Below are 19,042 nucleotides of genomic sequence, written 5' to 3'. Positions count from 1 at the left end.
ATTCCCGGTTCGTGTGTGCTTTGCCGGCGTAGCTTCAGATACATCTGAAGATGCGAACTGGGGGTTGCTATGGCATCGAGAATGTTCGGCTTGCTCGCGGCGGGCGCGGGTGTGGTGGCCGTCGCGCTACTGGGCGCCAACCCATCGGCGGACACCTCGCTGGCGATCCAGCCGTCTCCGGCGTGCTTCCCGTGGGAGTGGAACTGTGGGCCGGGCGGTTTCTCGACCCCGGCCGATGACGGCATCCCAGGTGACAACGCCGCAGAAGGTGGCATCCCCGCTCCCGCGGTCGTGCCGAACGTCGACGGTTCACTCAGCCCGCCGGGCATGCCGGGCGACGTATAGCCCGCCGCAGTACCCCTGAAAGTCGGGCTATTTCAGGGGTATTCATGCATGAACTCAGACTGGCGGCGGGATGTCTTGTTGCTCTGCCGATTCCGCAGCCGCTGCGGCCTCTGCAGCTTCCCGTTCTTCTCGTTCTTTGCGTTGGCGGGCGAACGCTTCTCGCGCGGCCTCTTGTGCGTCGATGTCGGCTTGGTTGAGTGCGCGTTCGTAGGCATTGCGCTGCGCCTGGTCTTGGGCGCGGGTGCGGCGGCGGATGGGCATCATGATGCTCCGGCCGGGGGCCGTGGTGGCGTCCAGGTCGACGGTCTCTGGTGGTGGATTGGGCAGGGGTGTGTCGGTGATGGTGCGGGGGAACAGGATTCGGCTTTCGGGCACGCTGGTGTAGGTGTGGCCCGTCGGTGCGGTCCACACGATGGTGCCGTCGGGTTGTTGACGGTCCTGCCAGCCGTCGGGGCCGCCGTAGAAGGTTTTCAGTAGGTGGTGTTTGCGGCATTTGGGGTTGAGGTTGCCCGGATGGGTGGGACCGGCCGGCCATGGAATCGTGTGGTCGATGTCGGAGGCGGTGGCCGGGTGATCGCAGCCTGGGAACATGCACGTCATCGCCCGCATCCGCACGAACTCATCCATCGCGACCGACGGCCGGTACCGCGGCACCTCATCCAGATCAGTGGCGGAGGCGACCGTGCGAACTTTCGCGCCGCGGGCCACCAGATCCGCCAACAGCGCCGGCGGCACCACACCGCCACCGAGGACATAACCGACCGGTTTAGCGGAAGGCTGGACCGGCGTGGACGCCGACGCGGCCACTCGTGCAGGGCTGTGCGCAGTCGCGGCAGCTGGCACCGGCGTGGGCACGATCTCGCCGCCCGGTTCGGCCGCAGGCGCCGGGGTGTCGGCGGGCCGCGAATCGGCCGCCGGCGCAGGGATGGGCTCAAATTGGGGCGTTGAGAAAGGCTCGGGCGAGGGCACGGGCGCGGCCTGGGGTTCCGGCGCAGGCGGGGCCGACGTGGGCACCAGCGGCGCGGCCGGGTCTCCGTTGAGCAGCGGGTCCGCCACCGGCACGGGCAGGGAATCGGTCAGCACATGAATCATCACCGCCGTCGCCCGCGCATCAGGCCCAGCCGCCGGGCAGTCGGGATCACCGCACTGGCAGGCCAACCGATCCCCGCGCGCGGCCAGCACCCCCAGCGCGTCGGCGCGGCGCTGCCCGAAGGTGCGCGGATCGTTCTCGCACACCTGCCGGGCCATCTCGGTCAGCACCCGATCCAGCAGTTCGGCATCGGTGGCCAGTAGTGCACCCCAGATCGAGGCCACGCCGGTCTCGTCATCAGGCTTGCCCACCCCGACCCCACGGCGGCGCGCTGCTGAGCGGACTTTCAGGACTGCGGCGGGGTCGAACTTCTGCACCCAACCGTCGATCTTCTTCTCGATCTTCTTGCGCGACAACCCCGCCCACTCCGACAGTGCTCCCGCGAGCGCGGCGTCGATCACCGCCAGCGTGTTGGGGTCCTCGACCAGGCGGGTGCGCCAGCAGATCGCCCCGACCGTCCGCGCCGAGACTCCACCGTCGGCGAACACCGCCGCCACCCGAGGTAGCCGGAACCGCAACGCCACGGCGATCGACAACTGCCCCGAGGCTTCGCGTTTCCCGATCCCCAGCGCGGCGCCGACTTCGGCGACCGCGGCGTCCCAGCCATCGCAGGCCCACCACTGCCGGCCATCCTGGTCATCGACCCGCAGCGCCACCAGGTCGGCGACGGCTGTCAGCCGGCCCGCAGCGCACTGGTTTTCCACCCGCGCGAAGTGGATCATCAAGTCGACCACGCCGGCATCGTGGACCGGCACACCGCCGGCCCCGATGCCAGAATGTTCGAACATGTGTTCGAGTCTACCGCCAGATTCGATGATTGTCACGTGTTATGTCTCAGGACATCGGTGACAGTTCCGGTGGTCTTGGTGGTGACACTTGGGCCCGCAGGCTCGGGCGGTGGCTGTTCATGAACCGATCGATCCTCGTGTCCGTCTGGCGATCGCGCAGTGGCCCGATGACGCGCCCCCGGAGTGACCTACGTCGGCAACGGAAAACCCTGACACATCAACTGTCACCTATGTCCTGATGCAGAACTGTCACCGATGTCCTGATACATCACGCGTCTGACGCGCACGCCGGCATCGAGTTGAGTAGCAACCGCGACGTCATCAAATCGCATTGACGCCTGCGCATATTTTGTGCAAATCCGGATTCGGCACCACGCTGGCGGGCGTACCTTGAGCTCAGCCCTCTCCGCCGTCGATGAGTTGGCCCGGCCACCGCACCTGACGCAGGGCATGTGGCACGAGCACGGAACTTCGGAAGCGAAGGGCGACCCATGGCAGCCGATGTCGACTTTTGTGTTGTGGGAGCGGGCTTCGCGGGTTTGACCGCCGCGCTGCGGCTGAAGCAGGCGGGCCGCTCGGTGGCGCTGCTGGAGGCGCGGGACCGCGTCGGGGGCCGCACCTTCACCGAGGTGCTCCCGGACGGCACGTGGATCGACCGTGGCGGTGCGTGGGTCGGTCCGGGACAGGACCGCATCAAGGCCTTGATGGCCGAGCACGGCGTCACCGAATACAAGGAGTACGTCGAGGGCGACGCGATGATGATCGTCGACGGCAAGACGCACCGGTATTCGGGCACGATCCCCTGGGCGATGAGCCCGTGGGCCATCGCCAACCTCGGCGCGGGTCTGCTCGAGATCGGGCAGATGTGCAAGACCATCCCGTTCGACGCCCCATGGGAGGCCAAGAAGGCCGCCGAGTGGGACCGAATCACCCTCGGGGAGTGGCTGCATCGCAACATCCGCTCGCATCAGGCGCGCGAGATGCTCGACATGGCCATGGCCGGGATCTACACCTCGGCCGCATCAGAGACGTCGCTGTTGTGGGCGTTGCACCAGATGGGTTCCGGTGGCGGCCCGGTGTTCGTCATCTCCAACTCCGTCGGCGCGCAGGACGCCCGGGTGCGCGGCGGCATGGGCGCCATCTACGGGCCGATGGCCGCCGAACTCGGTGACGCGCTGCATCTTTCGCGCCCCGTTGACCGCATCGCGCAGGACGCCGACGGTGTCACCGTGCATGCCGGGCAGGTGACGGTTCGCGCTCGGCACGCGATCGTCGCCGTCCCGTTGGCCGTCGCCACCCAAATCGACTATGAGCCAATTCTTCCCGTCGACCGGATGTTCCTGCACCGACGCATGCCGAGCGGCGCCGTCTACAAGATCTCGATCGTCTACGAGACGGCGTTCTGGCGTGCGGACGGCCTGTGCGGACAGTCGGCCGCACCGGGCAGCCCGGCCACCCTGACCATCGACGCCTGCACCGACACCGGCACGCCCGGCATCATGTGCGTCATCACCGAAGGTCCGGCGGCACGCAAGCTCGGGCTGCTCGATGCGGCGGAGCGGAAGGCTGTCGTCATCGGCGAACTGGTGGACCGGTTCGGGGCGAAGGCCGCGGCGCCGGCGAGCTACCACGAGCAGAACTGGACGGTCGAGCGCTACTCCGGCGGCGGCATGATCAGCCACGCTCCGCCCGGCGTGCTCACCGAATTCGGCCACGCGTTACGGACCCCGTGCGGGCGAATCCACTGGGCCGGCACGGAAAGTTCGGCCATCATGTGCGGCTGGATCGACGGTGCGGTCCGGTCCGGAGAACGCGCGGCAGCCGAGGTGATGGCCGCGGACAGCGTGGTCCGCGCCGGCTAACGGCGCGCTCGCCAGCGCGCGATCTCGCAACCGATCTCGGTCTCCGCCGGGCGGTCGAAGAACCATTCCTGGCCGATCCGATACCAGTTGTTGGTGCTCTGCAAATGGCCGAGCGTCCCGAAGGTCAGGAAGTCGGCACGCCGGGAGAAGACGTGCTCGGGCGGCAGCATCTGCCGCTTCATCCCGGCGAATTCGGTCTGCCGCGGATCGATGGCCGAGACGACGGCGCCGGTGGCCAACTCGGGCGTGATGGTGAGGTCCTCGTCGATCATGTGCCATTCGCTCGCGGCCCAGATGTACTCCAGGCAATCCTGTGCCGTCACACCGGATTCCGTGTCGACGACGCCGCGGCCCAGCATCAGGCGGTACAGGTCGTCGGCGCGGCCATCGATCGCGGCGTGGAAGCAGTCCAGCTCGAATGCCACGTTGGCCGGATCCATGCGGTTGTACAGCCCGAAGTCGACGAAGCCGACCCGTCCGTCGGCGGCCAGCATGATGTTGCCGGGGTGGGGATCACCGCAGAATTCATGGTTGGTGAACAGCGAGCCGATATAGAAGCGGTAGACCAGTTCTCCGATGTGATTGCGGTCGGCCGCCGGCAGCGTGCGCATGTGCTCGAAGCCCGTGGCGTCGAGGTACTCGGTGACCAGCACCCGCGGCGTGCAGAACTCGACCACGCTGTCGGGGACGACAATGAACGGGTGTCCTCGGTACTGCTCGGCCACGACGCGCTGGGTGTCGGCCTCGCGCAGGTAGTCCAGTTCGCTTTCGAAGTTCCGGGTGATCTCGTCGAGCATGGCGGTGTTCGCTGATGGCCACAACCGCCAGAGCTTCATCAGCAGCGCGAGATTGCGCATGTCGGCCTGGATGGCCCGATCCACGCCCGGGTACTGAACCTTGACGGCGACGTCGCGGCCGTCGCGCAACCGCGCTCGGTACACCTGGCCTATTGATGCTGCGGCCGTGGGGGATTCGTCGAAATCGGCGAAAACGCCCGACAAGGGTCCGAGGTCGGTTTCCATGACCTCGCGCATGGCGCTGAACGGCGCCTGCGGCGCCTGATCCCGCAGCGCGGCGAGCTTTTCCCGAAACTGCTCCCGATGCGAATCGGGCACCAGATCCAGCTCGATCACCGACAGCATCTGGCCGAGCTTCATCGCGGCGCCCTTCATGGAGCCCAGCACCGTCACGAGATTCTCGGCCATCTGGATGGTGGCGCGCTCGGCCAGCAGTTCCTTGGCGCGTTCCGACCGGCCGACCATCGACAGCCGGGTGCGGCCGCCGCGCACGGCCTGCTTCGCGGCGAGGGCGCCCAGTTTGCCGCCCCGCGCAAGACGCCCTTCAGGCAGTCGGCGTGCCACGCTGCCTCCCACGGAATCGGTGCAACGACGCCATCAACGTACCGGCCCGACTACGCAGGTGTCTCGTGTGCCCAGGACTCTGCCTCGCGGGTGATCCGTTGCCAGGCCTCCAGACTCGCCAGGCGTGCGCGAGCCTCGCCGTCCAGCACGGCGGAGGTCTCGAGTAACTCGACGACAACGCCTTCGGCGGTGGCGACTTCGAGTACGTGCACCACGACGTCGATGTCGGGATGGCCGAGCAGTTCGGTGACCGCGGGCCGCGCGAGTTCGGGGTCGATGCGGTTCAGCAGCGACACCAATGCTGCGAGCACTTCCGGCTTCCCCGCGGCCGCGGCCCGGGCCATCCGCAGGGACCGGTCCGGTCCGGCGGCCCGCATGATGTCGTTCATGACGTGCGTGTCCGATACCAGGACGCCAGTCAGGATGATGCCCTCGTCGTCATCGATGGCTCGCTCGAACGCCACGATGAGCTCGTCGGTGGCGAATTCGACGAACCGCGACGCAGTCAGGTAGTCGCGGCGTCGCAGCAGTTCCCTCGCGGCCGGGATCAGCAGCTTGGCGGGCAGTCGCGGGGCGAAGTGGGGAATGACGCGTGGGTCGACGTACGGCGCCGCGTCGGCGAGGTACGCCGGCTTCAGCCCGGACAGCACCCCGATGGCGCGGTCTCCGTGTGCCAGTCCCACGGCGCCGCCGACGCGCCCCGCGACTTCCGGCGGCACCGCGCGGTGAGCCACGGTCACCACCAAAGCATTTGGGACGAGTGGCGCGAGCTTGCCCACGCGTGCGAAGGCTTCGGCCTGTTCGTCGAACAGCGCGTCGGACAGCGCTCCGCGGAGGGCTTTGAGGTCGTCGGCGCCGAGCCGTTCTAGACTGGCCAGGTTTGCGGCGTCGGTCTGCAGCAGCGCGGCGAGCAGCGACAGCTGGGCACGGGTCAGGATGTCGGCCATCAGTGGGTCACCTTCCGAACAGGATCTTGCGGGCGGCGGGCCGGATCAGCCGGGGCAGTACCTTGAGCCCATCGTCGAGCGAGTCGTTCAGGCTGCGCTGATGGGCCACCTTCGCCTTCTTGAGCAGGCTGAGCAGCTGGGCAGATTCCTCGGGGGTGAGCTTCTCGAGTACTGCCCGCGGTTGTCCGAGCTCGTCGAGCAACGGGTTGTCGGTACCCGTGGTTACGGCCTTGTCCATCCTAAATAATTATCACATTCGGATGGTGCAATTATCCGAAAGGCTGCGATCGCGGCGAAAAGGGCCCTTAAGCTGGCCTGTTATCTGGATAGCGATAGTATCGAGGCTCGTCGTGCGGAGGATGTGGAGGACGTGGTGGCGGCTCGGAAGGTGCTGACTCGGGCGGAGAGTCAAGCGCAGACGCGGCAGGAATTGCTGGATGCCGCAGAGCAACAGTTCTACGCCAACGGGTACCACGCCACGTCGCTCGCGGCCATCGCGGCGGAGGCGGGACGAACCATCGGCGCGGTCTACAGCAACTTCGAGGGCAAGGAAGCGCTGTGCCTCGAGGTGATCCGCAACCGTTCCATGGCCGAACTCAATCAACTGCTCGGACCGCTCGTGGCGGCCGGCGTCTCCACCGACGACAGGCTGGCGGCGCTCGCGAGTTGGTGGGCCCGCATCGGCGCCGAGCCCAACCTCGTCGTGCTGACCGCCGAGTATGTCACCAGCACCTTCCACGACCCTGAGCAGCTCGGCAAGGCCCGTGAGGCGCTGGAACGGTTCAAGGAATCGACGCGGGTGCTGCTGGAAGATGCTGTGCCCGAAGGGGTTCCGGCCGATCACCCGCTGATGGACGACGCCATCGAAGTGGCGGTGGCGACCGGCGCCGGCATCGCGATGGCCCAGGCGCTGGGCACGATCGACGCCGAGCGGGGCGCTTCGCTGATGGTCGCCAACATGCGGTTGTGGTTCGACGCGCTCGTCGTCGGCAAATAGAGCCCGAGTCAGTCCGTCCCCGCCGTCACCCGTTGTGCCGCAACGGCGCGGAGCGCTGCGACCACGTCGCTCCCGGCCGCCAGGTCCGCGGCGTACCGCGCACGGTGTTCCCACGCGACCCGTCGCCCGCCTCGTTCTACGACGAACACGCCACCCAGCCGGCGCGGATCGCCGGTGCGCTGATAGGGGTAGATCCCGGCCCGGACGAAGTCGAGAAATGCGCTCGCATTCCGGATCGGGTTCAACCATCGCGGTCGGGCGGCCAATCCCATTGTGCGGTAAAGGGTGTGGTCCTCGGTGACCATCACGGGAGTGCGGGCTCCGGACCGCTTTCGAAATGTGAAGCCCTGGATCGACGTGCCGATGCCGATCAGGATCACCTGGGCGCCAAGCGCTTCCACCTCATCGAAGCGACCGGTCAGCTCTCTGGCCTGCGCCAGGCCGAAAGCGCTGCCGAACTGCGGTAGGAACACCAGCGCCACCGGTCCGTCGCGCCAGAAGTCCTGAAACTCGTGCAGGTGGTGCCGGTCATCGAACACCCGCTCATTGCTGATGACGTCAACCCGGCTCAACTGACCGCTCCCACAACGGCGAACGGGCACATCGTGCCGCGCTTGCCGTGCTGCAGCGTCAGGCCGGGGTCGTGCGTCATCTCGACGAAGCCGGTGCTGTCGGCGTGGCGAATCACGTTGTGCAGATACCCCCACATCTCGGGGCCGAAGTACGGGATGAAGATGCGGTCGAAGATCGGGTTCTGCAGCGCCTTGACGGTCGCCTTGACCAACAGGGTGCCCAGCCGTGGCCGCATCCGGTAGTCCTCGAGGCCGCAGATCTGTCGCACATACGGTGTCAGTAGCGGGATGGCGGCCCAGATCGCCACCCGCATAAGACTTCCGATGACGAGGTTCGGGTTCAGTGGTGTCACCGGTGGATGGGTCATGAAGTCGGTGAGTTCCTGCGCCGGGCGCGTGAATGCCATGAGCTCCTGCTCGGCCCGCTGCACCCACGCTTCGACTTCCTCGGGGGTGTCCGGCAGCTCGCCCGCCGGCATACCCATCAGCTGACAGACCTTGACCTGCTCACGGTAGAACTGGCGCTCGTCGTCGTCGGTCGCATTGGGGTCTCCGAATGCCTTGTACGCGCGCCACAGGTGCGGCCAGCCCACGACATAAGTGAATTTGAGCGTCTCGACGTGGTTGGCCTGGAACAGCTCGCCGGTCGCGGGGACCTCGCCGGTGATGTGAGAGTGCTTGCGGAACAGGTCAACTCCCACTTTTTCGGCGCTTGTGGTGTCGCCCGCGACGGCGCCGGCGAAGAAGTGGAGGCTGCGCCGGATCCGGCCGATCGTGTCGTAGTAGTACGTGGTGTGGTGACCGACGCCGTAGGCCCCGTCGGGGTCCAGCACCGAGATGAAAAGTCCTGAGAGGGCGCCCATTCCGGCAACCATGACGTTCTCGTAGACCTTCCAGCTGATCGAATCGGGCCCGAAGTACCCGTTGTCGATCCGGGGGGCCTCCGCTATCGCCAGAGCTTTCTTCCCGTTCTTGCCGTGCAGCTTCAGCAGGAAGTCGTACCGGCGGTCGATCCTCTGGCGCTCTGCCTTGGGCATCGCGACGTCCTGGAGGCGGACGGATTTCATGGTTCCTCCGTGCTCATTGAGATAGCAACGTTATTCCAATGGCGACGTTACTCCAATCGGGACGGGCCGACAAGACTTGCGACCGCCATAGGATGCGGAGGACGAGCAGGACGGAGAACTGGATGTCAGACGCCGCAACGCACAGCGCCGTGCAGAAGTTGGTGGACGCCGAGGAGTTGCGGACGGGCTTGGGCACGTTCGCGCGCGTGGTCGACGGCAAGCGCTGGGCGGAGGCTTCGCAGGTCTTCGCCGACGACGTCACGTTCGACTATGGCGACCAAGGGCCGCAGTCAGGCCTGCCCGCGCTGGTGGCGACGTTCCGCCGATATCTCGAAAAGTGCGGTGGCACACAACATCTCATCGGTTCGATCCAGGTCGAGGTGCGCGACGACGACACGGCAGTGACCCGGGCGTACGTACAGGCCCGGCACCAGGGCCTCGGCCCGCTCTCGGCGGACACCTTCGACACCAACGGCGAATACACCGACACCTGGGCCAGGCGGCCCGAAGGCTGGCGCATCGTCAACCGCATCAGCCGGTGGTCGGCGATGTCGGGTAATCCCGCGGTTCTGTTCCCGCAGTAGCGGATCAGCGGAAGCGGACGTCCATGGTCGCGAGGCCGAAGATCTTCTTGCCGCCCGACTTCGCGCCGACGATGACGACACCCGTGCGGGTCTCGGGATCCAGCGACTTGATCTTGCCGCTGAACTCGATGTCGCAGCCTTCGGTGGCCGGCACCACCGCGGGCGCCGACAGGCGCACGGTGTAGCGGCTCACGGCACCGGGGTCGCCGGACCACGTCGAGGCGTATCCGGCACCCAGACCCATGGTCAGCATGCCGTGGGCGATGACGTCGGGCAGGCCGGCCAGCTGCGCCAGGTCCTTGTCCCAGTGAATCGGGTTGGCGTCGCCGGCCACACCGGCGTAGTTCACGAGATCGCCGAGCGACAGCCGCAGGTGACTCGCGGGCAGTTCGTCACCGACGGATACGTCATCGAACGACGGAGTGCCCGGCGTGCGGGCCGCGTCGGTCGCGATCCGGACCTCTCCCTCGGGGCGCACCGTCTTGCGGTACTCCTCCGAGCCGATGTCCAGGATGTTCATGTCGTGCATCATCGCCTTCTGCACGGCCGTCTTGACGTCGCCGTCGATGTCCTCGGCCGTCACGCCGACGACGGTGGTGTGCAGCGTGTGGACGCGCTCGCCCTTGGTGTCGGTGAAGGTGTTGGTCACGGTGATGAAGTCGCGGCCCGCGGTCCGGCGCACGGACGTCAGCTCGACGTCGATGACCAGTTCGTCACCCGCTACGATCGGGCGGTGCTGTTCGAAGACCTCTTCGGTCTGCAGGTAGGTGTCGTAGCCGACGACGATCGACTCGAACATCCGCCGGTTGCACTTCATGCCGGGCGTCGAGGTGAACGTGATCGGCGCGATCACGTCGGCATAGCCGAGCTCGTTGGCGGCAGCGACGTCCCAGTGCGCAGGGTGGTAGTCCTGCACCGCGCGGGCGTACTCGCGCAGCTTCTCGCGGCCGACCAGGTAGGTGCCGTCCATCTGGTAGTGGTGGCCGATCCGCGCTTCGAGCGGCGACGCTTCTGCTGCTGTCGTCATGACTGTGCCCAACTTTTCTATCGACATGTTCGCTGAGGCCGACCAAAGCACCCTACGCGGCGTGGGGGCGGCAACACACGTCGATGCGCCGTCTACCTGCGCCGAGCGGCGGCAAATGTGCCCAAAACCACGTGATTCCGGGGCCCGCGGAGGCTGTTCGCGGGTCTCCGCGGCCGCGTGCTTGACTGGCATCATGGCCCGCACACCCACCTTGGCCCGTCGGTTGTTCGAGCGATACGAACCCGTGCACGCGATCACGTACTTTGCGCCCGAGGCGCGCGCGGCGGCCGTCGACCTCGGCTACCGCAGCTTCTGGAGCGGCTACTTCGTCACCCGGTCAGCGCCCCTGGGCCCGGTGCCGCCGCAGGTCGTCGAGGCGATCTTCTACAACTTCGCCGCCCACCGCGTCGCGAAGTCGCTCGCCGGTGCGTGGGACATCGCGACGCCTCAACAGGCGCTCGCGGCCAGGGAAGCGGGCGCGGTCGCCGCATTGCGCCGCTACGGCCTCACCGCAGACGACACCCTGCGTCCCGCCGCCGATCTGCTCGGCCGGGTCGCGCGCGGCGCAGCCGTCGACGGCCGGCCGTTGTTCGCCGCCCTGTCCGCGGCGCCGTGGCCCGACGAGCCGGTGGCCGCGCTGTGGCACGCGGCAACCTTGTTGCGCGAACAGCGGGGCGACGCCCATGTGGCCGCTCTCGTGGCGGCCGGCATCACCGGCCGTGAATCCAACGTGCTGCACGTCGCGGCGGGCCGCACCACCCGGGACAAGGTCGTGTCCACGCGCGACTACGACGACGCCGAGTGGGACGCCGTCACCGCGCGGCTGGCGGCGCGGGGCCTGGTGACGGCGGACGGCTCGTTGACCGACGCGGGACGCGAGCTGAAGAACGACATCGAGTACCGCACCGACGCGGCCGCGCTGCCGACGCTCGACGTGCTGAGCGACGCCGAGGTCGAGACGCTGTTCCAGGCGCTGACCCCGATCGCCCGGATGGTGGTCGCCGGCGGCGATCTACCGGCCATCACCCCGATGGCGTTGCAGCACAGCGATCTCGACGATCCCAGCGCAAACCTGGACTAGGCGGCCAGGGCACCGCGCTTGCGCAGCAGCGGCAGCACGCCTTCGGCGAACCAGTAGGCCTCTTCGAGGTGTGGGTAGCCGGAGAGGATGAACTCGTCGAATCCCAGGTCGTGGTACTCGGAGATCAGCGCGGCGACTTCTTCATGGCTGCCGACGAGTGCGGTCCCGGCGCCACCGCGGACCAGACCGACACCGGCCCAGAGGTTCGGGTAGACCTCGAGGTGGTCGAGCCGTCCACCGTGCAGCGCGGTCATGCGCCGTTGCCCCTCGGATTCGGAATTGGCATGCAGTGCTGTGGCTTTGGCGATCTGTTCGGGCGTCAACTCGGCCAGCAGAGAATTGGCGACGGCCCAGGCGGCTGCGGAGGTGTCGCGGGTGATGGTGTGCAGTCGGATGCCGAACCGCAGGGTGCGGCCGCGGGCTTTGGCCAGTTCGCGCACCTGTGCAATCTTGGCGGCCGCGGCGGCCGGCGGTTCACCCCACGTCAGATAGACGTCGACATGCTCCGCCGCGATGGGCAGCGCGGCCGGTGACGATCCACCGAAGTACAGCTGCGGCAACGGGTTCGGTGGTTCGGAGACGCGGGCATCGGTGACGGAGTAGTGCCTGCCGCGGTAGTCCACGGGGCCGCCGCGCCAGACGTCGCGCACGATCTCGAGGAATTCACCGGTGCGTTCGTACCGCTGATCGTGGCTGAGCCAGTCGCCGAAGCGGCGCTGCTCGACATCGTCGCCGCCGCTGACGATGTTGAGCAGCAGCCGTCCTCCGGAGAATCGCTGGAAAGTCGCTGCCTGCTGCGCGGCCAGGGTGGGCGGCACCAGACCGGGCCGGAAGGCGACCAGGAACTTGAGTCGTTCGGTCTGCTCGAGCAGGGCTGCCGACGTCAACCAGGCGTCCTCACACCAGGTTCCGGTCGGGGTCAGCACCCCCTCGTACCCGAGCCGGTCGGCGGCGCGGGCCACTTCACCGAGGTAGCGCAGGCTGGGCTTGCGGTATCCCGCGGGGACCGTGTGGTGCGATGACGCGTGCGACGCGCCGACGATCGAGCGACTGTCACCGTTTGTGGGCAGAAACCAGAAGAACTTGGCGGACAAGACGATCCTCCTATTTTGCGGTGGTCCAGAACTGTGACAACTGATCGCCGAACCGGTTGTCGACGAACTGCGAAAAGGCGGTTTTGTGGTCGATCTGTCCGGATTGTGTGAACGCGTCGGCGAGCTGCTGCTCAGAGGCGATCACCGCATCGTTGATGGGAATGGGCAGCCGCAGGCTCCGAGACTGCGCGACACGGGCCACCTGCGGATCGATTCCGATTGCGGCAGCGTACTTTTGGTACCACTCGTCGGGGTGGTCCTTGGCCCAGAGCGAGGCCCGCGCCACCCGTTGGACGAAGTCGGCCAGCGCGCTGTTGCGTTTGGCGTCCTGCAGCGCGGCCACCGAGGCGATGCCGAATCCGTAGCCGTTGGTGACGCTTTCGGCGGTGACGACGGTACGGACCTTGAGCTGGTTCTGGGCCAGGGCCGTGTACGGATCCCAGATGGCCCAGGCATCGGCCTGCCCCTGGCTCAGTGCGGTGAAGGCGTCGGCCGGCTGCAGGAACACCAGCTGGATGTCCTTGACCGTCAGGCCGGCCTTCTGCAGCTGAAGCAACAGATGGCCGTGTGCCGAGCTGCCCTTGCCGACGACGACCTTCTTCCCGCGGAGGTCGGCCACGGTATGCACCGCTGAGCCGGCGGGGGTGAGGATCTGGTCACCGGCCGCGCTGTTCGAATAGGCCGAAATGACGCGGATTTTCGCGTCTGCCGCAGCGCCGAAGATCGGCGGCGTGTTCCCGGTGACGGCGAAGTCGATCTTGCCCGCGGTAGCCGCTTCGACCTGGGGCGGTCCGGAGGTGAACGTCGAGAACTGCACCTTGTAGGGCACGTTGTCGAGCTCCCCGGCGGCCCGGAGCAACGACTCGGTACCGCCCTTCTGATCACCCACCTGCAGCGTCAGTCCGGACAGGTCCGCTGCCGGAACTGTCTGGGGCACAGCCACTTCGTTCTTGGTGTCGCGGCTGGAGACACAGGCGGTGAGCAGTGCTCCGGCGGCCAGGATGGAGAGCAGCCGTGCTGCCCGGGAATGCGTCACAGTCTTCTCCTGTCAGACACCGAGCCGCGTCAGTAGCTCGGTGCGGTAGTCGTCGGTGCGTTGGTCGCGCTGACCGTGTGGTTGTCGGGGATTCGCGATCGGCAGGGTGTGCGCCACCCGTCCGTTCTCCAGCACGACGATGGTGTCGGCCAGTGCGATGGCCTCGTCCACGTCATGCGTGACCAGGAGCACCCCGAAGTTGTGCTGGCGCCAGAGGTTCAGCAGCAGGCGGTGCATCGACAGTCGGGTGAGGGCGTCGAGCGCGCCGAAGGGCTCGTCGAGTAACAGCAGTTGGGGCTCCGCCACCAGCGCGCGGGCCAGGGACACCCGCTGCGCCTGACCACCGGACAGGGTCAGCGGCCACGCCTGCGCCTTGTCTGCCAGGCCCACCTCGTCCAGGGCCTGGTCGGCGCGGGAAAGCGCCTCGGCGCGAGACAATTTGGCGCGGGTCAGGCCGTATCGGACATTGTCGCGAACGGACCGCCACGGGAACAGCCGGGGTTCCTGGAAGGCGACGGCCGGCGCGCCCTGTACCTCGCGCTCGCCCTGGAAATCACCGGCGATGCCGGAAAGCACCCGCAGTATCGTCGATTTTCCGGAACCGCTGCGCCCGACGAGCGCGACGATCTCGCCGCGCTTCACGCGGAGGCTGACCTCGTCGAGCACCCGATTGGCGCCGTACCACTTGGATACCGAACGCAACTCCGCTGCGGGCGGTTCCGATACCACCGGCGGTTCCACGGGTACTTCGTAAAGTGCTGTCACAGGGTGCCTTTCAGACGCGGTAGCGCAAAGCACGGCGCTCCAGAATCCGCACCAGTGCGTCGGTGATGATGCCGAGCAGCGCGTAGACGACGAGGCCGAAGATGATCACGTCGATGCGGAGGAAGTCGCGCGCGTTGTTGATGAGGTAGCCGACACCTGAGTCGGCGTTGATCTGCTCGGCGACGATGAGCGTGAGCCACGAGATGGCAAGCGATTGCCGCAGGCCCACCAGTACCTGGGGTGCGGCGCTGGGGATGACGACGGTCCGCAGCCGTTGCAGGGGCGAAAAGCCGAGTACGGCAGCCGTTTCGAAGAGCTTGGGGTCGACCTGGCAGATGGCCGACGAGGTATTGAGGTAGAGCGGGAACGCCGCACCCAACGCGACCATGAGCACCTTGGGCAGCTCGCCGATGCCGAACCAGACGATGAACAGCGGGATCAGGCCGAGGTGCGGGAGCGCCCGGATCATCTGCATCGTCGGATCGACCGTGGCGTCGGCCCACCTCGAGAACCCCACGAGGGCGCCGAGAGCGGCGCCGATGACGCCGCCGAGGAGCAGGCCCTCGGCGGCGCGGATGCCGGAGATGCGCAGCGCTTCGGCGAGTTGACCGTTGCCGATCAGCTCGATGCCTGCCTCTGCGATGGTCTGGGGTGCCGGCAGGACCGCGGGATCGATGAGGCCCCACGCGCTGCCGGCCTGCCACAGGATGAGTACCGCCAGCGGTGACAGCCAGCGGATGATTTCCCAGCGCCGGGCATGGACGCGGCTGCGCCAGGAAACCGCCTGCACCGCTGCAGGTTCGGTTCCGGGGGCCGCGCCGGCCACCGGGGCCTCGCGGGTGGTCATCACGCTCCTCACGTCGACGGCTATCGGTCAGGCGCGCACGCCATGACACCGAACGTAGGAGGCCGGGCGCGGCACGTGAAGAATTACCGTCGCCCTGATTCCACGGGAACGGGGGCGCGTAGTCTCACGCCTGTCAGATGAATCGATCGAGGGGTCGGCAGGTGGTCTACGTCGAGTCAGCCGTCCGGGGCAGGCAGATCATTGCCGCCGCGCGTGACGTGCTGGTTCGCGACGGCGTCGCCCGTACGACCATGCGTGCGGTGGCCGATGAGGCGCAAATCCCCTTGGGCACATTGCAACACGTCTTCCCGACCAAGCAGAAGCTGCTGCGGGCCGTCATCGAAGACGTGGTCGAGGAGATCGCGGAGGTGTTGCGCACCTCGGCCGATCTCGATGATGGCCTCGAACATGCTGTCCGGCAGGGTATCCGCGGTTTCTGGAACACCCTGGTCGTCGGCCACGACAACTTGCAGTTGGTCCAGTTCGAGCTGGTGGTCCAGGCGCTGCGCACTCCCGGGCTCGAAGACCTGGCGCGCTGGCAGTACGAGCGATACGTCGACGTCGTCGCCCATTGGTGCGAGCAGGCCGCCGCGCGGGCCCAGGAGACGGTGGCGATCGGCTACCGGAGTATCGCGCGGACCATCCTCGCGGGTATCGACGGCCTGATCGTGCAGTACGTCGTCGATCCCGATCCGGCGCGCGCAGACGAGGATCTCGACACGCTCATCACCATGATTCTCGGGGCTGCCGCCGTGCAGCCCGTGTCTTCGGACTGAGCGACCGACCTTGCCACCTGGGCAGATGTGCCTTATCGTCAAAGTCAGTCAGTTGTATGACTTGGAATCGGGCAAGCGTCAGGAGAACGCCATGGATCGTGTCGACGTCGTCATCGTGGGAGCAGGACTTGCCGGGCTCAGCGCCGCCCGCAAGCTGACCCGGGCCGGAAAGGCCGTGGTGGTGCTCGAGGCACGCGACCGGGTGGCAGGTCGCAACCTCGGTGGCACGCTCAGCAACGGGGTGCCGGTCGAGATGGGCGGCCAGTGGGTCGGGCCGACGCAGGATGCGGTGCTGGCCCTGATCGATGAGCTGGGGCTCGAGACGTTCGCGTCCTACGATGCGGGCGATGCGATCACCGTCTACGACGGCGAGAACCACCGCTACGCCGACGAGACGTTCGGCCTGCCACCGCAGACCCTCGCCGAGGTCGGGCGACTCTGGGTGGAGATCGAACAGCTCGCGCAGAGCGTGGACACGGGCTCGCCGTGGACCACCGCCGGCGCGACAGACCTGGACCGCCAGACGCTGGATCAATGGCTGGTCGGGCAGACCACCGATGCGGTGGCGCTGCGGTTCTTTCGCCTGATCGTTCCCGCGCTGTTCTCCGCCGAGTCGCCTGAACTGTCGCTCCTGCACTTTCTGTTCTACGTCAAATCCGGGACGAGCCTCGAGGTGCTCATCTCGACCACCGGCGGCGCACAGGAGTCCCGCGTGGTCGGCGGCACCCACCAAATCTCGGAGCGCATAGCCGCCGAACTCGGAGATGCCTTGTGGCTCAACACCTTTGTCAGCGGCATCGCCCAGGATGCCTCTGGGGTCACGGTGACCTACGACGGTGGGCAGCTCGCGGCGGACCGCGTCGTGGTCGCGGTACCGCAGACTCTCGCCGGGCGGCTCCGCTACAGCCCGCCGCTGCCCGCGGCGCGCGATGCGCTGACCCAGCAGTTCCCTGCGGGCTCGGTCATCAAGTTCAACATCGGGTATCCGACGCCGTTCTGGCGCGATGCCGGTCTGTCGGGCTTCGTCATGAGCCTCGACGACGAGTTCAACGTCGTGCTCGACAACTCGCCGGCCGACAGCTCCTGTGGCGTCCTCGTCGGGTTCCTGGAGGGCGCACACGCCCGGCGGGCGGCAGAACTCACCGCCGCGGAGCGCCGCGACCTCGTCACCCGGAATCTGGTGAAGTACTTCGGTCCGCGGGCCGCCGACCCCTTCGACGTTCTCGAACAAGACTGGACCGCTGAGGAATTCAGCCGGGGCTGCTACGGCGGCCGGCTGGCCGCAGGTGTGTGGACGCAGTACGGCAAGGCCGTGGCGGCGCCCGTCGGCCGTATCCACTGGGCAGGCGCCGAGACCTCCGATGTCTGGAACGGCTACATGGACGGCGCGATTCGATCCGGCTACCGTGCGGCGGACGCCATCCTGGCCGAAGGGGCGTGACCATGAACACCGAAACACAGCAGACCGCCGTGGCGATCGTCGGCGCCGGCGTATCCGGTCTGATCGCCGCGCGCGACCTCCAGCGGCAGGGTATCGAGGTGCTGGTGCTAGAGGCCGCGGACCGGGTCGGCGGGCGAACGCTGGCCGAAACGTCCGCGCTCGGCTCGCGACTCGATCTCGGTGGTCAATGGATCGGCCAGGGACACCACAGATTTGAGCAATTGGTCGACCAACTCGGCGCGACCCGATTTCAGATGCACACGCCGAAGGCGCCCGCGATATTCGACGGCCCGCAGACCGTCTCGCCCAACTCGCTGCCATTACTCACCGCCACGGGGGCGCTGGCGGCCGCCGAGCTGCTCAGCAGACTTCCCGTGAGGGGCCGATGGAATACCGCGACGGTGCAGTCGTGGCTACGCAGAGTTCCGTCCGACCGCGCGCGCCGACTGCTCGGTGCGCTGGTCGAGACGACGTCGTGCGCAGGACCCGAACAACTTTCGGTGCAGGCCTTTCTCGAGTTGGTCCGCTATCAGGGTGGCTTGCAGACCATGATGAAAACCAGCGGTGGCGCGCAGGATTCACTCGTACTGGAGGGCGCGGGCACCCTTGCCGAGCGGCTTGCGGCCGGGCTCGGCACGCGCGTCCGGACGAGTTGCCGCGTCACCGCCATCCGTCAGACTGCCGATGGGGTGGTCCTCGACACCAGCGCTGCCGCGGTGGCTGCCCAGCGTGCCATTGTCTCGGTGCCACCGCCGATGACGACGAGCATCGCCTTCGAACCGCCCTTGCCGCCGGAACGAATCACTCTGCAGCGCAACATGTTCATGGGGACGGTGTACAAGGCCGTCGCGGTCTATGAGACGCCGTTTTGGCGGGCCCGTGGCGATGCGGAGTGCATGCTGCTCGGGGAACCCAACGTTGCAGTCTTCGATACCTCGCCGCCGGCCGGCCCCGGACATCTGTGCATGCTGGTCGGTGGTCCCCAGGCCCGCGCCCTCGACGATCTGGACACCGACGGCCGGCGCGCCGTGCTGCTGCGTCAGCTGGCGCAGCACCTCGGGCACGCCGTCGAGCAGCCGGCGAGTTGGCACGAAAAAGCCTGGCACCAAGACACATTCGCGGGCGGTGGTTATTCCGCGTTGCCGGTGCAGGGCACCAGCGAGGGCTTCTATCCCGTGGCGTCGGCGCCCACCGGCCGGATTCACTGGGCCGGAACGGAGACGGCCGCCGAACACGCCGGCTACATCGAAGGGGCCATCGAGGCCGGCATTCGCGCAGCGCGGGAGGTTGCCAAGACGATCGCGCATGAATCCCAGACGAAAGCGCATTGATCGTCGCGTTTTGTGACTCTACGTTTGAGTC

At 67.3% G+C, this 19,042-nt stretch carries 19 protein-coding genes; 8 read left to right on the top strand and 11 right to left on the bottom strand.

Translation table 11 applies throughout. From position 1 onward, the window contains the following. Positions 1 to 69 precede the first annotated feature (69 nt). A complete protein-coding gene (locus ACJEIK_RS28885; protein ID WP_409430784.1) occupies positions 70 to 345 on the top strand; it encodes a hypothetical protein in 276 nt (91 codons plus the stop codon). 54 nt (positions 346 to 399) lie between these two features. Here ACJEIK_RS28885 and ACJEIK_RS28880 read toward each other — a convergent pair whose 3' ends face one another. Further along, positions 400 to 2,223, bottom strand: a complete 1,824-nt coding sequence (locus ACJEIK_RS28880; protein WP_409430783.1) for a DUF222 domain-containing protein — start codon at positions 2,221 to 2,223, stop codon at positions 400 to 402. 491 nt (positions 2,224 to 2,714) lie between these two features. Here ACJEIK_RS28880 and ACJEIK_RS28875 point away from each other — a divergent pair, with 491 nt between their 5' ends. Continuing rightward, positions 2,715 to 4,085 carry a flavin monoamine oxidase family protein gene (locus ACJEIK_RS28875; RefSeq protein ID WP_061005460.1) on the top strand — a complete coding sequence of 457 codons (1,371 nt, stop codon included), beginning with the start codon at positions 2,715 to 2,717 and terminating at the stop codon, positions 4,083 to 4,085. On the opposite strand, the gene ACJEIK_RS28870 is transcribed toward ACJEIK_RS28875, so the two are convergent. From ACJEIK_RS28870 to ACJEIK_RS28860, 3 genes are read right to left on the bottom strand one after another with little or no spacing between them, the layout of a single operon-like run. Next, entirely contained in the window at positions 4,082 to 5,446 is a 1,365-nt protein-coding gene (locus tag ACJEIK_RS28870; protein WP_061005462.1) for an ABC1 kinase family protein, read from the bottom strand. The two genes, ACJEIK_RS28875 and ACJEIK_RS28870, sit on opposite strands and share 4 nt — an antisense overlap. A 50-nt stretch (positions 5,447 to 5,496) precedes the next feature. Beyond that, a complete protein-coding gene (locus ACJEIK_RS28865; protein ID WP_061005464.1) occupies positions 5,497 to 6,393 on the bottom strand; it encodes a hypothetical protein in 897 nt (298 codons plus the stop codon). Positions 6,394 to 6,400: 7 nt separating this feature from the next. Further along, the gene (locus ACJEIK_RS28860) at positions 6,401 to 6,631 is read right to left on the bottom strand and encodes a hypothetical protein (protein ID WP_061005466.1); all 231 of its coding nucleotides are present in this window, start codon (positions 6,629 to 6,631) and stop codon (positions 6,401 to 6,403) included. Positions 6,632 to 6,766: 135 nt separating this feature from the next. On the opposite strand from ACJEIK_RS28860, the gene ACJEIK_RS28855 reads away from it, so the two are divergent. Beyond that, positions 6,767 to 7,390 (top strand): TetR/AcrR family transcriptional regulator, encoded by a 624-nt coding sequence (locus ACJEIK_RS28855; protein ID WP_061005475.1) that lies wholly within the window; start codon positions 6,767 to 6,769, stop codon positions 7,388 to 7,390. An 8-nt stretch (positions 7,391 to 7,398) separates the two neighbouring features. Here ACJEIK_RS28855 and ACJEIK_RS28850 read toward each other — a convergent pair whose 3' ends face one another. Then, entirely contained in the window at positions 7,399 to 7,962 is a 564-nt protein-coding gene (locus ACJEIK_RS28850; RefSeq protein ID WP_064858881.1) for a peroxiredoxin-like family protein, read from the bottom strand. Further along, positions 7,959 to 9,029, bottom strand: coding sequence for an oxygenase MpaB family protein (locus ACJEIK_RS28845; RefSeq protein ID WP_064858882.1), 1,071 nt, complete (start codon positions 9,027 to 9,029; stop codon positions 7,959 to 7,961). Before ACJEIK_RS28845 ends, ACJEIK_RS28850 begins: the two co-directional genes overlap by 4 nt. A 122-nt stretch (positions 9,030 to 9,151) precedes the next feature. Between ACJEIK_RS28845 and ACJEIK_RS28840 the strand changes: the two genes are divergently transcribed. After that, a complete protein-coding gene (locus ACJEIK_RS28840) occupies positions 9,152 to 9,613 on the top strand; it encodes a nuclear transport factor 2 family protein (RefSeq protein WP_207546808.1) in 462 nt (153 codons plus the stop codon). Between the two features lie 4 nt (positions 9,614 to 9,617). On the opposite strand, the gene ACJEIK_RS28835 is transcribed toward ACJEIK_RS28840, so the two are convergent. After that, positions 9,618 to 10,640, bottom strand: coding sequence for a fused (3R)-hydroxyacyl-ACP dehydratase subunits HadA/HadB (locus ACJEIK_RS28835; RefSeq protein WP_053854963.1), 1,023 nt, complete (start codon positions 10,638 to 10,640; stop codon positions 9,618 to 9,620). Between the two features lie 193 nt (positions 10,641 to 10,833). Between ACJEIK_RS28835 and ACJEIK_RS28830 the strand changes: the two genes are divergently transcribed. After that, a complete protein-coding gene (locus tag ACJEIK_RS28830; protein WP_406784052.1) occupies positions 10,834 to 11,721 on the top strand; it encodes an SCO6745 family protein in 888 nt (295 codons plus the stop codon). Here the strand turns inward: ACJEIK_RS28830 and ACJEIK_RS28825 are convergent. Genes ACJEIK_RS28825 through ACJEIK_RS28810 form a run of 4 tightly spaced genes read right to left on the bottom strand, consistent with a single transcriptional unit; the run spans position 11,718 to position 15,463 of the window. Beyond that, positions 11,718 to 12,815, bottom strand: coding sequence for an LLM class flavin-dependent oxidoreductase (locus tag ACJEIK_RS28825; protein ID WP_061003685.1), 1,098 nt, complete (start codon positions 12,813 to 12,815; stop codon positions 11,718 to 11,720). The genes ACJEIK_RS28830 and ACJEIK_RS28825 overlap by 4 nt on opposite strands. Positions 12,816 to 12,825: 10 nt before the next feature. Beyond that, positions 12,826 to 13,851, bottom strand: coding sequence for an ABC transporter substrate-binding protein (locus ACJEIK_RS28820; RefSeq protein ID WP_061003686.1), 1,026 nt, complete (start codon positions 13,849 to 13,851; stop codon positions 12,826 to 12,828). A 12-nt stretch (positions 13,852 to 13,863) separates the two neighbouring features. Then, entirely contained in the window at positions 13,864 to 14,616 is a 753-nt protein-coding gene (locus tag ACJEIK_RS28815) for an ABC transporter ATP-binding protein (protein WP_061003688.1), read from the bottom strand. A gap of 10 nt (positions 14,617 to 14,626) precedes the next feature. Further along, positions 14,627 to 15,463 (bottom strand): ABC transporter permease, encoded by an 837-nt coding sequence (locus ACJEIK_RS28810; protein ID WP_061003690.1) that lies wholly within the window; start codon positions 15,461 to 15,463, stop codon positions 14,627 to 14,629. A 161-nt stretch (positions 15,464 to 15,624) separates the two neighbouring features. Here ACJEIK_RS28810 and ACJEIK_RS28805 point away from each other — a divergent pair, with 161 nt between their 5' ends. From ACJEIK_RS28805 to ACJEIK_RS28795, 3 genes are all read left to right on the top strand, one after another. Continuing rightward, on the top strand, positions 15,625 to 16,239 hold the full coding sequence (locus ACJEIK_RS28805; protein ID WP_061003692.1) for a TetR/AcrR family transcriptional regulator: 615 nt from the start codon (positions 15,625 to 15,627) through the stop codon (positions 16,237 to 16,239). A gap of 91 nt (positions 16,240 to 16,330) precedes the next feature. After that, entirely contained in the window at positions 16,331 to 17,680 is a 1,350-nt protein-coding gene (locus ACJEIK_RS28800) for a flavin monoamine oxidase family protein (protein WP_061010445.1), read from the top strand. A 2-nt stretch (positions 17,681 to 17,682) separates the two neighbouring features. After that, positions 17,683 to 19,011, top strand: a complete 1,329-nt coding sequence (locus ACJEIK_RS28795; RefSeq protein ID WP_133428052.1) for an FAD-dependent oxidoreductase — start codon at positions 17,683 to 17,685, stop codon at positions 19,009 to 19,011. Positions 19,012 to 19,042: the final 31 nt, after the last annotated feature.

Source organism: Mycobacterium sp. SMC-16 (assembly GCF_046250085.1).
In the GTDB taxonomy this organism is placed as follows: Bacteria; Actinomycetota; Actinomycetes; order Mycobacteriales; family Mycobacteriaceae; genus Mycobacterium; species Mycobacterium phocaicum.
Note: the sequence above shows the minus strand (reverse complement) of the source record. Positions and strands in the feature narration are given on the sequence as shown.

Bases quoted from the DNA above. Each gene is read 5' to 3' on its own strand.
- ACJEIK_RS28810 (WP_061003690.1), bottom strand. From the start codon at position 15,463: ATGACCACCCGCGAGGCCCCGGTGGCCGGCGCGGCCCCCGGAACCGAA.
- ACJEIK_RS28885 (WP_409430784.1), top strand. From the start codon at position 70: ATGGCATCGAGAATGTTCGGCTTGCTCGCGGCGGGCGCGGGTGTGGTG.
- ACJEIK_RS28800 (WP_061010445.1), top strand. From the start codon at position 16,331: ATGGATCGTGTCGACGTCGTCATCGTGGGAGCAGGACTTGCCGGGCTC.
- ACJEIK_RS28830 (WP_406784052.1), top strand. From the start codon at position 10,834: ATGGCCCGCACACCCACCTTGGCCCGTCGGTTGTTCGAGCGATACGAA.
- ACJEIK_RS28860 (WP_061005466.1), bottom strand. From the start codon at position 6,631: ATGGACAAGGCCGTAACCACGGGTACCGACAACCCGTTGCTCGACGAG.
- ACJEIK_RS28865 (WP_061005464.1), bottom strand. From the start codon at position 6,393: ATGGCCGACATCCTGACCCGTGCCCAGCTGTCGCTGCTCGCCGCGCTG.
- ACJEIK_RS28880 (WP_409430783.1), bottom strand. From the start codon at position 2,223: ATGTTCGAACATTCTGGCATCGGGGCCGGCGGTGTGCCGGTCCACGAT.
- ACJEIK_RS28845 (WP_064858882.1), bottom strand. From the start codon at position 9,029: ATGAAATCCGTCCGCCTCCAGGACGTCGCGATGCCCAAGGCAGAGCGC.
- ACJEIK_RS28840 (WP_207546808.1), top strand. From the start codon at position 9,152: ATGTCAGACGCCGCAACGCACAGCGCCGTGCAGAAGTTGGTGGACGCC.
- ACJEIK_RS28835 (WP_053854963.1), bottom strand. From the start codon at position 10,640: ATGACGACAGCAGCAGAAGCGTCGCCGCTCGAAGCGCGGATCGGCCAC.
- ACJEIK_RS28795 (WP_133428052.1), top strand. From the start codon at position 17,683: ATGAACACCGAAACACAGCAGACCGCCGTGGCGATCGTCGGCGCCGGC.
- ACJEIK_RS28875 (WP_061005460.1), top strand. From the start codon at position 2,715: ATGGCAGCCGATGTCGACTTTTGTGTTGTGGGAGCGGGCTTCGCGGGT.